Source organism: Pseudomonas sp. Irchel s3f10 (genome assembly GCF_900187515.1).
Lineage (GTDB): Bacteria > Pseudomonadota > Gammaproteobacteria > Pseudomonadales > Pseudomonadaceae > Aquipseudomonas > Aquipseudomonas tensinigenes.
This window is the reverse complement of record NZ_FYDZ01000016.1, coordinates 80,732-94,411: the sequence shown is the minus strand read 5'-3', so window position 1 is coordinate 94,411 and position 13,680 is coordinate 80,732. Positions and strand designations below refer to the sequence as shown.

The 13,680-nt window shown below is 60.2% G+C and carries 12 protein-coding genes; 7 read left to right on the top strand and 5 right to left on the bottom strand.

Annotation, left to right across the window (positions count from 1 at the left end; translation table 11 throughout):
- Positions 1 to 90: 90 nt before the first annotated feature.
- Positions 91 to 795 carry a trehalose operon repressor gene (treR, locus tag CKW17_RS25400; protein ID WP_016984355.1) on the bottom strand — a complete coding sequence of 235 codons (705 nt, stop codon included), beginning with the start codon at positions 793 to 795 and terminating at the stop codon, positions 91 to 93.
- Positions 796 to 1,029: 234 nt separating this feature from the next.
- On the opposite strand from treR, the gene treP reads away from it, so the two are divergent.
- The 7 genes from treP to tadA all read left to right on the top strand — a co-directional run bounded on the left by treP (position 1,030) and on the right by tadA (position 10,383).
- Complete coding sequence (gene treP / locus CKW17_RS25395; protein WP_095122477.1) at positions 1,030 to 2,472, top strand: PTS system trehalose-specific EIIBC component; 1,443 nt, start codon at positions 1,030 to 1,032, stop codon at positions 2,470 to 2,472.
- Positions 2,473 to 2,515: 43 nt separating this feature from the next.
- Positions 2,516 to 4,165, top strand: coding sequence for an alpha,alpha-phosphotrehalase (gene treC / locus CKW17_RS25390; protein ID WP_095122475.1), 1,650 nt, complete (start codon positions 2,516 to 2,518; stop codon positions 4,163 to 4,165).
- 110 nt (positions 4,166 to 4,275) lie between these two features.
- Positions 4,276 to 5,499 (top strand): carbohydrate porin, encoded by a 1,224-nt coding sequence (locus tag CKW17_RS25385; RefSeq protein ID WP_095122473.1) that lies wholly within the window; start codon positions 4,276 to 4,278, stop codon positions 5,497 to 5,499.
- 62 nt (positions 5,500 to 5,561) lie between these two features.
- The gene (gene ptsP / locus CKW17_RS25380) at positions 5,562 to 8,096 is read left to right on the top strand and encodes a phosphoenolpyruvate--protein phosphotransferase (protein ID WP_095122471.1); all 2,535 of its coding nucleotides are present in this window, start codon (positions 5,562 to 5,564) and stop codon (positions 8,094 to 8,096) included.
- Between the two features lie 2 nt (positions 8,097 to 8,098).
- A complete protein-coding gene (locus CKW17_RS25375; protein ID WP_095122470.1) occupies positions 8,099 to 8,389 on the top strand; it encodes a PTS transporter subunit EIIB in 291 nt (96 codons plus the stop codon).
- 117 nt (positions 8,390 to 8,506) lie between these two features.
- Positions 8,507 to 9,883 carry a multicopper oxidase family protein gene (locus CKW17_RS25370; RefSeq protein ID WP_095122468.1) on the top strand — a complete coding sequence of 459 codons (1,377 nt, stop codon included), beginning with the start codon at positions 8,507 to 8,509 and terminating at the stop codon, positions 9,881 to 9,883.
- Positions 9,883 to 10,383 carry a tRNA adenosine(34) deaminase TadA gene (gene tadA, locus CKW17_RS25365; RefSeq protein ID WP_034156281.1) on the top strand — a complete coding sequence of 167 codons (501 nt, stop codon included), beginning with the start codon at positions 9,883 to 9,885 and terminating at the stop codon, positions 10,381 to 10,383. Before CKW17_RS25370 ends, tadA begins: the two co-directional genes overlap by 1 nt.
- Before the next feature lie 263 nt (positions 10,384 to 10,646).
- Here tadA and cmoB read toward each other — a convergent pair whose 3' ends face one another.
- From cmoB to CKW17_RS25345, 4 genes are all read right to left on the bottom strand, one after another.
- On the bottom strand, positions 10,647 to 11,603 hold the full coding sequence (gene cmoB / locus CKW17_RS25360; RefSeq protein ID WP_095122466.1) for a tRNA 5-methoxyuridine(34)/uridine 5-oxyacetic acid(34) synthase CmoB: 957 nt from the start codon (positions 11,601 to 11,603) through the stop codon (positions 10,647 to 10,649).
- Complete coding sequence (cmoA, locus tag CKW17_RS25355; protein ID WP_176470119.1) at positions 11,600 to 12,379, bottom strand: carboxy-S-adenosyl-L-methionine synthase CmoA; 780 nt, start codon at positions 12,377 to 12,379, stop codon at positions 11,600 to 11,602. Before cmoA ends, cmoB begins: the two co-directional genes overlap by 4 nt.
- Before the next feature lie 166 nt (positions 12,380 to 12,545).
- A complete protein-coding gene (locus CKW17_RS25350) occupies positions 12,546 to 13,184 on the bottom strand; it encodes a lysoplasmalogenase (RefSeq protein WP_176470118.1) in 639 nt (212 codons plus the stop codon).
- Positions 13,185 to 13,186: 2 nt separating this feature from the next.
- Entirely contained in the window at positions 13,187 to 13,579 is a 393-nt protein-coding gene (locus CKW17_RS25345; protein ID WP_095122463.1) for a protease inhibitor I42 family protein, read from the bottom strand.
- Positions 13,580 to 13,680: the final 101 nt, after the last annotated feature.

Here is a 13,680-nt window from a genome sequence, read left to right as displayed (position 1 = left end):
CCTTGAGAAATGAACGCCGAGCATGGCTCAGTCGCTCAAGGGGAGTGCACTATCTATGTACCGCACATTACCGTTCGAAATGTGCAGGGGTCAGCGCCGGGCCACGTCGGAGAAGTAGAACTTGTCGAGGGTGTGCCGTGACTCGGTGTATTCGAATTGCCGGCCGTCCTGCAGGAATGTCTGGTTGCTGACCACGATCACGTGGCTCTGGCCATCGAGATCCAGATGCAACTGGTCATCCCTGCTGCGTGGCTGTGCTTCGATGGTGCGCTGGGCGTAAGCGATCTGCAGCTGCAGGGTCTGTTCGATATAGGCGTAGATCGATTGCTCGGCGATATCGAGGGACAGGCCGGGAATAACCTCGGTGACAAAATGATTGATGTCGAGGATGACCCGTTTGCCATCAATCCGCCGTACACGTTTGACCCGGGTTATCAGGCTGCCGGGCTCGGCCTTGATGTGCTCGAGCAGACTGCCTTCAAGCGCGAACTGAGTGAGCTCGACGACGTCGGTGCTGACGTCGTTTCCCAGCCGCGGATAGGTTTCCTGAAAACTGACAATGCCACCGAGTTGAAACTCGATCGGGTTGGTCGACAGGACGAACGTACCTTTGCCATGCACCTTCTGCGCGAAACCGCGTTCCTGCAGCAGCTCGATCGCCTTTCGGACGGTGCCGCGGCTGGCCTGATAGCTGTCCATCAGTTCGGTTTCGGAGGGCAGTCGCGCGCCGCGTTCCAGGCGTTCGGTGGTAATGCTGGCCAGCAGATCGCTATAGATCTGGTTGTATTTACTCATGGAGGGGCTCGCTGCCGGCTGAACTCAAAGCTTCGAACCTTAAGGGCAGGGTAGGGCTTTGTCCATTCAGGGATTGGAATCGCCTGAAGGTGAAGTAGGAAATATCCCGGTTGATCCGGCAAAAACATACAAAAACAAACTCGTCTGTACGAGTTGTTGCATTAACTCGTACAGACGAGTACTTTTCGCTTCGGCATGCTGCCAATAACAACAATCCACAGCGGAAGAACTAGCATGAGCCACGACTATCCGAATATCGCCAGAGAGCTGTTGCAAAGCCTTGGCGGTAGCGAAAATCTCGAACAGGCCGCGCACTGCGTCACGCGTTTGCGCCTGGCGTTGAAGAATCCGGGGCTGGTCGACAGCGCCACGCTCAATCAGATCGATCTGGTCAAAGGCTCGTTCTTCACCGGTGGTTTGTACCAGGTGGTGATCGGGCCGGGCGAGGTGGAGAAAGTCTACGCCGAGCTGCGCCGTCAAACCGGTCTCGCCGCCTCGACCATCGCTGACGTCAAACAGAAAAGCGCCGAAAAGATCAACGCCATGCAGCGTCTGGTGCGGGTGTTTTCCGATGTGTTCATGCCGATCCTCCCGGCGCTGATCATTGCCGGCCTGCTGATGGGCATCAATAATCTGCTCGGTGCCAAGGGCATGTTCATCGAAGGGCAGACGCTGCTGGATGCCTACCCGAAGCTCGACGGGCTCTGGAGCCTGATCAATCTGATGGCCAACACCTCCTTTGTCTTTCTGCCGGCGCTGGTGGGCTGGTCGGCGGCCAAGCGCTTTGGCGGCAGTGAAATCCTCGGCATCGTGCTGGGCCTGATGCTGGTTCACCCGGACCTGCTCAATGCCTGGAACTACGGCAAGGCCGTTGCCGGGCTCGACGGTCAGCAAATGCCGTACTTCGACATTCTCGGCTTGTTTGAAGTCGAGAAAGTCGGTTACCAGGGTCAGATCCTGCCGATATTGCTGGCCGCGTACGTCATGAGCGTCATCGAAAAATGGTTGCGCGCACGCGTACCCAACGCCGTTCAATTACTGGTGGTACCGATCACCACCATCGTCGTCACCGGCGTGCTGGCGCTGGCGGTGATCGGCCCGTTGACCCGTCACATCGGCATTTTCATCACCGAGGGCCTGGTCATGCTGTTTGACCTGGCGCCGATGGTCGGGGGAGCGATTTTCGGTCTGCTGTATGCGCCGCTGGTCATCACCGGCATGCACCACATGTTCCTCGCAGTCGACCTGCAATTGATCTCGACCCAAGGTGGCACCTTCATCTGGCCAATGATCGTCATGTCCAACCTCGCTCAAGGCAGTGCCGCCCTGGCGGTGTTCTGGATGACCCGCAGTGCACGGGACAAGAGCATGGCGTCGACCTCGGCTATTTCTGCCTACTTCGGTATCACCGAACCCGCGATGTTCGGCGTCAATCTGCGCTACAAGTTTCCGTTCTACGCGGCACTGGCCGGCTCCGCTTTGGGTTGCATTTTCCTTTCGCTGAACAAGATTCAGGCGTCGGCCATCGGCGTCGGCGGCCTGCCCGGTTTCATCTCGATCATGCCGCAGTTCATCCCGATGTTTGTGATCGGGATGCTGATTGCCATGGTTGTGCCGTTCGTTCTGACCTGTGCGCTGAGCATGAAGATTGTTCGACCCGGTTACCGGGTTGCCTGAAGTCGCACCTGCAGGACTCGTAAATTCAAGAGGAAAATGTGCCATGCAAGACTGGCAACGTTCAGTGATCTACCAGATCTACCCGAAGAGTTTCCACAGCCACGCCGGCAATCCGACCGGCGATCTGCTCGGCATTGTCGCCAAACTCGACTACCTGCACTGGCTGGGTGTCGACTGTTTGTGGATCACGCCATTCCTGCGTTCGCCGCAACGTGACAACGGCTACGATATCAGCGATTACTACTCGATCGACCCGAGTTACGGCAGCATGGCCGACTGCGAGTTGCTGATTGCCGAAGCCGGCAAACGCGGCATCAAGTTGATGCTCGACATCGTGGTCAATCACACCTCGATCGAACACGAATGGTTCCAGCAGGCGCGCAGCAGCCTCGACAATCCTTATCGCGATTTCTATATCTGGCGTGATCAGCCGAACAACTGGGAATCCAAGTTCGGTGGTTCTGCCTGGGAGTACGAAGCCCAGACCGGCCAATACTTCCTGCATCTGTTCGACCACACCCAGGCGGACCTGAATTGGGACAATCCCAAGGTGCGCGCTGAAGTGTTCAAGATGATGCGCTTCTGGCGCGACAAGGGCGTGGGCGGCTTTCGTCTGGACGTGATCAATCTGATCTCCAAACCTGCCGACTTCCCCGAAGACCACAGCGACGGCCGACGCTTTTACACCGACGGGCCAAACGTTCACGAATACCTGCAACAGATGCACCGCGAGGTCTTCGAAGGGCATGACCTGATCAACGTCGGCGAGATGTCATCCACCCGCCTCGAACACTGCATCCGGTACTCCAATCCGCAGTCGAAAGAACTGTCGATGACCTTCAACTTTCACCATCTGAAAGTCGATTATCCGAACCTGCAGAAATGGGTACGTGCCGATTTCGACTTCCTCCAGCTCAAGCGCATTCTGTCCGACTGGCAGACCGGTATGCAGGCCGGCGGTGGCTGGAACGCATTGTTCTGGTGTAACCACGATCAACCACGAGTGGTCTCGCGCTTCGGCAATGACGGCGAGTACCGCGAACTCTCGGCAAAGATGCTCGGCACCGCGCTGCACTTTTTACAGGGCACGCCGTTCGTGTATCAGGGCGAAGAGTTGGGCATGACCAATCCGGGGTTTGAATCGATCGAACATTATCGCGATGTCGAGACGCTGAATATCTTTCGCCTCAAGCGCGAAGCCGGCAGCAGCGATGCCGACAACATGGCGGCGATCATGCAGAAGTCCCGCGATAACGGTCGCACACCGATGCACTGGGACACCGGGCCAAACGCCGGTTTCAGCAGTGGCGAACCGTGGATCGGAGTACCCGCCAATGCCGCGCAGATCAACGTCGCCAATCAGCTCGACGACCCGGGCTCGGTGCTGCATCACTACCGTCATCTGATCGCGCTGCGTCGCCGCGAGTCTTTGATCACCGAGGGGCAGTACCGGCAATTGCTGCTGGAGCATCCGCAAGTCTGGGCTTATGTGCGTGAAGGTGACGCCGAGCGTTTGTTGGTGGTGAACAACTTCTACGGGACAACCTGTGAAGTGCAATTGCCATCGACGGTCATCAGCGAGTCGATGAGCCAGCGCCAGTTGATCAGCAATTACCCGGACGGCCCGTTGCGCCGTCGACAGATAACGTTGCGACCTTACGAATCGTTCGTCCTGCATCTGATCGATTCCTGATCCCTGACAGCAACACCAACGTTTCCAAAAAAAACACGCAGAGCCCTGCGCGGGGGAGTTTTGCGCGCTGAATTCATGCAAGCACACAATAAAAACAATGGGATGGCTTAATGAAAACAACAATAAATCGCAGCCTTGCAATCGCAGGTATATGCCTCGCGTTTCCACAGTCGTCACCCGCTCTGGAGTTCGGCGGTTACCTGCGCAGTGGCCTCGGCAACTCGCTCAAGGGCGGCGGCCAATCGTGTTTTCAGTTGCCGGGGGCGCAAACCAAATACCGTCTGGGTAATGAATGCGAGCAGTACGGCGAACTGGAGTTGCGTCAGGATCTGTACACCTTCGACGACGGCTCGGTGTTCAGCGTCGACGGCATGGCCTCGTTGTACAACCGCTACAACCGCAGCCTGACGTTCAACGAAGACAACGGCTCGGTGCGCCTGCCACAGCTGTACACACAGTGGTCGAACCTGCCTGCGCTCAACGGTGGTTCACTGTGGGCCGGGCGTCGCTACTACAAACGTAATGACATCCACATTTCCGACTTCTATTACTGGAACCAGAGCGCCACGGGTGGCGGCGTCGAAGACGTACTGATCGGCGATCTGAAATACAGCTACGCCTTTTCACGCAAGGACAACCTGTACCAGAAGGACTACATCAACCGGCACGACTTCAACGTGGCCGGGTTCGATAGCAATCCGGGCGGAGCGCTTGAGTTCGGCTTGAGCTTCATCGCCAAACCCGACAGTCGCGATGCACACCGGGGCTGGGCGGTCACCACCCAGCATGTGCAGAAGGACTTTTTCGGCGGCAAGAACAAACTCGCCCTGCAATACGGGGAAGGGCCCGGCACCGGGTTGGGCTACACCGGCAACGTCAGGCTGGACGACAGCAACAAGAGTTACCGGATCGTCGAGTTTTTCGATTGGCAGGTGACGCCGCGCTTCGGTGGTCAGATCGAGGCGGTGTATCAGAAAGACATTCGCCCGGACGGCGCTGACCAGAACTGGATATCCCTGGGTGTGCGGCCGACTTATGCGCTCACCGAACAATTCAAACTGGTGACCGAGCTGGGCCACGATCAAGTCGAAGCAGCGGGCGGCACGCGCAAGCTGAGCAAGTTCACCGTGGCCCCGACCTGGTCCCCCAAGGGGCCGGAATTCTGGGCCCGGCCCGAGGTGCGTCTGTATTACACCTACGCCACCTGGAACGAGGCCGCCAAGCGGGCGGCCAATGAACTGGCCAAGGGCTCGGCGCTGTCGGACACCGGTGCCTTCGGCACCGCTCGCCACGGTGCGAACGTCGGATTGCAGGTCGAATACTGGTGGAAATAAGCGATGCTGGTGGGGCGTTGCGCTCCACGGGCACTTCAGAGAACAAACTGCAGGTGACGTCCATGGCCACACCCCAACAATTGCAATTGCTGGCACCTTTGTCCGGCGTGCTGATACCGCTTGATCAAGTGCCGGATCAAGTGTTCTCCAGCCGAGTGATCGGCGACGGCCTGTGCATCGACCCGACTTCGGCAACGCTGTGCGCGCCGCTGGCCGGGGTGGTCAGCACCGTGCAGGCCAGCGGGCATGCGGTGAGCATCACCGATGACAACGGCGTTCAGGTATTGATGCACATCGGTCTGGATACGGTGAACCTGGCGGGGCAGGGGTTTAGCCGACGGGTCGAGGAAGGTCAGCGGGTTGAAGCCGGGCAGGCGCTGATCGAGTTCGACGCCGATTACATTGCGCTGCACGCCCGCAGCCTGATGACCCTGATGTTGGTGGTCAGCGGTGAGCCATTCACTTGGATGGCCGCGCCAACCGGTCTGGTCGAAACCGGCCAGCCGCTGTTGAGCCTTGCCAATCCAGAGGTGACCAGCGAAGCGTCGGTGGGGGCCGAAGGTGAAAGGCTGTTTTCGCCGTTGCTGAGACTGCCCAACCCCAATGGTCTGCACGCGCGTCCGGCGGCCGTTCTGGCACAGGCGGCAAAGGCTTTTTCGGCGCGGATTTATTTGCACAGACAGCAGGCTGAAGCCAACGCCAAGTCATTGGTGGCGATCATGGCGTTGCAGACGGCTTGGGGGGACAGCGTGCAGGTGAGTGCGCTGGGCGAAGACGCGGATGTCGCGGTCAACACGCTGGCCCGATTGCTGGCCGAGGGCTGTGGCGAAGCGGTGACCGCTCCGACGACGGCGACAGTCGAGTCCGTCGAGCCAGAAACCCTGACGGTGCTACGCGGGGTCTGTGCCTCACCCGGTTCGGCGTTGGGGCGAGTGATGCAGATCAGCGAGCCGACGCTCGAGGTGAATACGTTTGGCGTCGGTCCGCATATTGAGCGCGAAACACTGGCAAACGCGCTGATCGAGGCCGATATGGCCTTGCAGCATCTGCGCGACATTGCCGGCAGCGACGCTCAGGCGGAAATTTTCAAGGCGCACCAGGAACTCCTCGCCGATCCAGGCCTGCTCGATCAGGCTCAGGCGTTGATCGTTGAGGGCAAAAGTGCAGCGTTTGCCTGGCGCGCAGCCACCGAGTCGACAGCGGTACTTTTCCAGCAACTCGGGACTTCGTTGCTGGCGGAAAGGGCGGCGGATCTGGCTGATGTCGGCTCGCGGGTCCTGAAACTGATCCTTGGGGTCAGCGAGCAGGCGCTGGCGCTGCCGGCCGGGACAATCCTGATCGCCGATCAACTGACGCCTTCGCAAACCGCCGGACTCGATACCGACAAGGTGTTGGGGTTCGCCACGGTGGGCGGTGGGGCGACCAGTCATGTGGCCATTCTGGCCCGAGCGTGGGGGCTGCCAGCGATCTGCGGGATGCCTGCGCAAATGCTCGCGTTAGCCAATGGCGCCCAGGTATTACTCGATGCCGACAAAGGCGAGTTGCAGCTGAATCCGGGAGCCGTAGTCATCAGTCAATGGCAGGCCCGGCATGAGCGACAACGTCTGCGCCATCAGCATGAACACGCGCAGGCGGCGCTGGCGGCCCGTACCCGCGACGGGCATCACGTCGAGGTGACAGCCAACGTCGCATCGCTGAGCGAAACCGAGCAGGCGATCACCTTGGGCGCTGCAGGCGTGGGGCTTTTGCGTTCGGAGTTTCTGTATCTGGATCGCAATCATGCCCCCACGCGCGACGAACAAGTGTCGACCTACAACGCCATCGCCCGGGCGGTAGGCCCCGCGCATAATCTGGTGGTGCGCACGCTGGATGTCGGCGGCGACAAGCCGCTGGCGTACGTGCCGATGGACAGTGAAACCAATCCGTTCCTCGGACTGCGCGGGATCCGATTGTGTCTGGCGCGACCGGACCTGTTGCGCGAGCAGTTTCGGTCGATCCTCGGCAGTGTCGGCCTGACGCGTCTGCACATCATGTTGCCGATGGTTACCCAGCTTGCGGAATTGCGTCAGGCCCGGCAGATACTGGAGGAGCAAGCCCGGGCGCTGAATCTTGGCCAACTGCCGAAGCTGGGTATCATGATCGAAGTCCCGGCGGCGGCATTGATGGCTGACCGATTTGCGCCGCATGTGGATTTTTTTTCGATCGGCACCAACGATCTGACGCAATACACCCTGGCGATGGATCGCGATCATCCGCGCCTGGCCAGTCAGGCGGACAGCTTTCATCCCTCGGTACTGCGCCTGATTGCCATGACCGTCGAAGCCGCGCACGCCCATGGCAAATGGGTGGGCGTGTGTGGTGCGATGGCCTCCGAGCGGCTCGCGGTGCCGTTACTGCTGGGGCTTGGCGTGGATGAATTGTCCGTGAGCGTGCCGCAGATTCCCGCGATCAAAGCGGCGGTGCGCGAGGTGAATCTGCTCGACTGCAAGGCCATAGCCGAACAGGTGCTGGGGCTCGAGAGTGCTGAACAAGTGCGTGAGGCGCTGCACCTGTATCACGAGGCGGCAGCCGATACTTTACCGGTTCTGGAGAACTGAACATGTTCGATAAATTGCAGAAGGCGTTCTGGAAAGCCCTGACTCCGGATCTCGTGGCCGACGTACCGAAAGTGCAGGCCGAGCCTGACAGTGGATTGAGCGCAGCGATCATCGCGGCACTTGGAGGCGCGGATAACCTCAAGTCGCAGCAACCGGTGGCGTTGACTCGGGTGCGGGTGACGTTGCGCGATCTGACGCGTATGGATCGCCAGGCGCTGAGCGATGCCGGTGTCGCGGGTGTCATGCTGCAGGAACGTGGCGTAGTGCACTTGATTACCGGCCTGCGGCCCTGAACCCGAAGGGTAAGTGCGGCCTCAGGTCGCCCTTACTGTTTCTCAACCGCAGGTGTATCGTATTCGCCTTTTACGGGCCTTCAGGGTCCGTCGCTGATACGTGAGGTAGTTGAGTTCATGTCCTTTACCCGTCGCCAAATCCTCGGTGGCCTGGCCGGTCTTGTTGTCGTTGGCGTTGGAGCGGGGGGCGCGTCGCGTTACTGGCTGGGCAAAATGGCCGACGCCGAGGCGGGCCACGACTATGAGCTGATCGCCGCACCGCTGGACGTCGAGCTGGTGCCGGGGCACAAGACCGAGGCCTGGGCGTTCGGCCCATCGGCGCCGGGCACCGAGCTGCGTGTTCGTCAGGGTGAATGGCTGCGAGTGCGCTTCATCAACCATTTGCCGGTGGCGACCACGATTCACTGGCATGGCATTCGCCTGCCGCTGGAAATGGACGGCGTACCGTACGTGTCGCAGCTGCCGGTGTTGCCGGGCGAATACTTCGATTACAAGTTCCGCGTGCCGGATGCCGGCAGCTACTGGTATCACCCGCACGTCAGCAGCAGCGAAGAACTGGGGCGCGGATTGGTCGGGCCGCTGATCATCGAAGAGCGCGAGCCAACCGGTTTCAAATACGAAAAGACCCTGAGCCTGAAGAATTGGCATATCGACGACGAAGGCAACTTCGTCGAGTTCAGTATCCCGCGAGAAGCCGCGCGCGGCGGCACGGCGGGGCGACTGTCGACGATCAATGGTGTGCCGTTGCCGGTGATTGATTTGCCTGCCGGGCAGATCACTCGGGTGCGCTTGCTCAACCTCGACAACACGCTGACATACCGCATCAACATTCCCGGCGTCGAAGCGCAGATCTATGCGCTGGACGGTAACCCGGTCGAACCGCGGCCGCTGGGCAAGGAATACTGGCTCGGCCCGGGCATGCGTATTTGTCTGGCAATCAAGGCGCCGGCGGCGGGCGAAGAATTGTCGCTGCGCAACGGCCCGGTGCGTCTGGGCACGCTGCGTTCAGTGGCCAATACCGACGCGCCGGGCGACTGGCCAAAAGCGTTGCCGGCCAACCCGGTGGCGGAGCCGGACCTGGCCAATGCCGAGAAACTCAACTTCAATTTCGAATGGGTCGGTTCGGTGTCGGTCAACGTAGACAATGGCCGGCCGCCGAGTCTGTGGCAGATCAACGGCAAAGCGTGGGACATCACCGACAAGACCTGCGCCGACCGGCCGATTGCCAGTCTGAAACTGGGGCAGAGCTACATCTTCGAATTGAAGAACATGACCCAGTATCAGCACCCGATCCACCTGCACGGTATGAGTTTCAAGGTGATCGCGTCGAACCGGCACAAGATCATTCCGTACTTCACCGACACCTATCTGCTGGGCAAGAACGAGCGCGCGCAAGTGGCGTTGGTGGCCGATAATCCGGGGGTGTGGATGTTCCACTGCCACGTGATCGATCACATGGAAACCGGCCTGATGGCCGCCATCGAGGTGAAGTGATGCGCCAGATTCGCCCTGCGGCGATCATCGACCGCAGCCGTGACCGCGATTTCATGCGCGAAGCCCTGACCCTCGCCGCACAAGGCGCAGCCCTCGGCGAAGTGCCGGTGGGCGCGGTGCTGGTGCAGGACGGCGAGATCATCGGGCGCGGTTTCAACTGCCCGATCAGCACCAGCGACCCGAGTGCCCACGCGGAAATGGTCGCCATCCGTGCGGCGGCGCAGGCGGTGGACAACTATCGTCTGCCGGGCAGCACGCTGTATGTGACGCTGGAACCGTGCAGCATGTGCGCCGGGTTGATCGTGCATTCGCGAGTGGCTCGAGTGGTGTATGGCGCGCTGGAGCCGAAGGCGGGGATTGTGCAGAGTCAGGGGCAGTTTTTTACCCAGGGCTTTTTGAATCACCGAGTGTTGTATGAGGGGGGGGTGTTGGCGGAGGAGTGTGGCGCGGTGCTCACCGAATTCTTCCGTGCCCGAAGAGCCAAAAGCCCCTCACCCTAACCCTCTCCCAGAGGGAGAGGGGACTGACCGGGTTGGATGGGCGAGGTCCGCCGACCTGAGTTATCGAGTTGAACTCAAGTTTAGAAAAGCCCAAAGATCGGCCTCCTCTCCCAGAGTGAGAGGGGACTGACTGGGTTGGAGGCGAGGTCCGCCGACCTGAGATACCGAGTCGAACTCAAGTTTTGAAAAGCTCAACGATCAGCTCCCTCTCCTTGGGGAGAGGGCTGGGGTGAGGGGTGGGCTCACCGCGGTGATTGGTCGGATTACTTCTTCGCGACAATCACCGCACGCATCGGCGCCGGCAACCCTTCGATGGTTTTGCTGTGATCTTCCGGATCAAGGAAATCACTCAACGACTGATACTTCATCCACTCGGTACCGCGCTGTTCTTCAACCGTTGTTGTGCTCACATCAACGCAACGAATGTCGGTAAACCCCGCACGACGCAACCACAATTCCAGCGCCGGCACCGACGGCAGGAACCACACGTTACGCATCTGCGCATAACGATCTTCCGGCACCAGCACCTGATGCTTGTCACCTTCGACCACCAGCGTTTCCAGCACCAGTTCGCCGCCCTTGACCAGGCAATCCTTTAGCGCCAGCAAATGCTCGATCGGCGAGCGACGGTGGTAGAACACGCCCATGGAAAACACCGTGTCGAAACCTTCAAGGTTCGGCGGCAGGTCTTCGAACGGAAAGGGCAGGTGCCAGGCATTCGGCTCTGACAGATAACGTTGCACCGCCTGGAACTGGCAGAAGAACAGCCAGTTCGGGTCAACACCGATCACACTGTTCGCGCCGGCACCGAGCATGCGCCACATGTAGTAGCCGTTGCCGCAACCGACATCGAGGATGCGTTTGCCCTTCAGGTCCAGATGCGGGGCGACACGCGACCACTTCCAGTCCGAGCGCCATTCGGTGTCGACGTGCACCCCAAACAGATCAAACGGGCCTTTGCGCCACGGCGACAGGCCCATCAACGCGGTGTGCATCTGAGCGCGGGTTGCCTCGTCGCAATCGGTGTCGAGTTTCAAACCGTTAAGCAGATCGACTTCGCTCGGCTGAATCTTCGGCAACGCGTCCAGCGCACTTTGCCAGCGCTCCAGGTCGCCGTGACCTTTCTCCATTTTCTTGTCGAGTTGCGCTTGCAGGGTGTTGGCCCATTCGGCCAGCGGTGTGCCGGCCAGACGGCGGGCGAGGGGGGACAGATCAATCATGGCAAGGCAATCAACGAGGCAAAGTTAAGACACTGGAACCACGGCACGACTTTCGAGAACCCGGCGGCCAACAGGCGTTCGCGGTGTTCTTCGAGGCTGTCGGGCTTCATGACGTTTTCGATGGCGCTGCGCTTCTGGGCGATTTCCAGTTCGCTGTAGCCGTTGGCGCGTTTGAAGGCGACGTGCAGATCGGTGAGCAGCGCGTGTTCTTCGGCATCGTTGAAGCGCAGCTTCTCCGAGAGAATCAGCGCGCCGCCCGGCAGCAGCGCTTGGCGAATGCGCGAGAGCAATGCCGTACGCTGATCCGGGGCGATGAATTGCAGGGTGAAGTTCAGCGCCACCACCGAAGCAGGCTGGAAATCGAGGGCGAGGATGTCGCCTTCGATCACTTCGACCGGCAGCAACTCCTGAAACATCGAGTCCTGACCGTTGAGGTATTCGCGGCAGCGTTCGACCATCGCTGCAGAGTTATCCACAGCGATCACCCGGCAACCGTCGGTGCGCACGTGACGGCGCAGCGCTTGAGTGACCGCGCCCAGCGATGAGCCGAGGTCGTAGAGCACGCTGTTCGGCTGGGCGAACTGCGCGGCGAGCACGCCGAGGTTTTCGACGATGGTCGGGTAACCCGGCACCGAGCGCTTGATCATGTCCGGGAACACCCGCACCACGTCTTCGTTGAAGGCGAAGTCAGGTACCTGAGCCAAGGGCTTGGCGAAAATGCGATCGGGTTCTTTGCTCACGGCGGTTCCGGCGGTGTCGGTGGAAAAGGCCGGCATTTTAGCCAAAGTGGCGCGCGGATGCTTGGGTTGTCTGATAAAGCGTTTTTTTTGCCGGTGATCGTTCCCACGCTCCGCGTGGGAATGCCGCCCCGGACGCTCCGCGTCCCTGCGCAAGTGACGCAGAGCGTCACAGGATGCATGCCCACGCGGAGCGTGGGAACGATCAGATCCGTTTAGTTTGGGAGAAAGCGGAGGCGGCAATGCCCCACTGGCCCAGCCAGTAGCTGAGGATGATGGCGTATGGCGCGGCGTGGAATGGCGATACGAAGCGATCAATCCCAATGACGCTGTCTGAGAACACAAACGCCAGTGCACCGCCGGCCGCCAGCAACGCCGAGCGCTTGGGTACGTCAGTGCCGAGACGTGCGAGGGCGCGCCAGAGCATCGCGCTGATCGCCGTGGCATAAACAATCACCGGCACCAGCAATGGCCCGAGACCGCTGGAAATCAGAATCCCCAGCAGCACCGCACCCACTCCCAGGGCAAGCACCAGCGGCAATATTGCCAGACGCTTGCAGTCACTCAGATAAGCCTTCAGATAAGCCAGATGCGCAACCAGAAACGCACCGAGGCCAAACACGAACAGATCGCCCGGCCACGCCAGCAATACATCACCCAGCAGCGAGAAAATCAGACCAAGACTGATCCAGCGCCGATAGTCGCTGGGCGGCGCATCGTGCAACCAGCCGAGTAACGCCAGCACTGGCAACGGTTTGACCAGCAGGCACAGCAGCGCCGCATGGGTGCTGACGCCGTAGAGAAACGTCACCGCGCCCATCAGCGCCAGAATCAGCCAGCCCACGATCAATTCACCGAAATGGCGCAGTCAAAGGTTTCCACCGGCAGCACTTCCGGTGCCCACGGCTGTTGCGAGGTCAGGCGCAGGCGCCCGGTGCCGGGGGCGAAGGCCTGGAAGCGCCAGGTCGACAAACCCGCTGCGCCGACCACTCCGGCATCTTCCGGATTGCTGTAGACCTCGGGGCTGAGTGCGCGCAATACCCCGCCAGCGGAATCCTGAATGGCCCAGCGGTAACCGGTAGTCGGGTTGCTTGGCAGCATGATGATGAGGTTTTGCCCGTTGGTCAGCCGTACGGGGCATTCGCTTTGTTTTTCCACGGTCACGTTGTGTTTTGGTTGTGTGGCGCAAGCGGCCAGCAACGAGAGGGCGAGGGTGAGAAACAGGCGAGTGGGGGACATAAGGTCAGCGGCTCCGGCGTTGGCGACGAACGGCGAGCATAACTGAAGATGAGACAAAGTGTGACAACGCCAAGCCCTCACCCTAACCCTCTCCCAGAGGG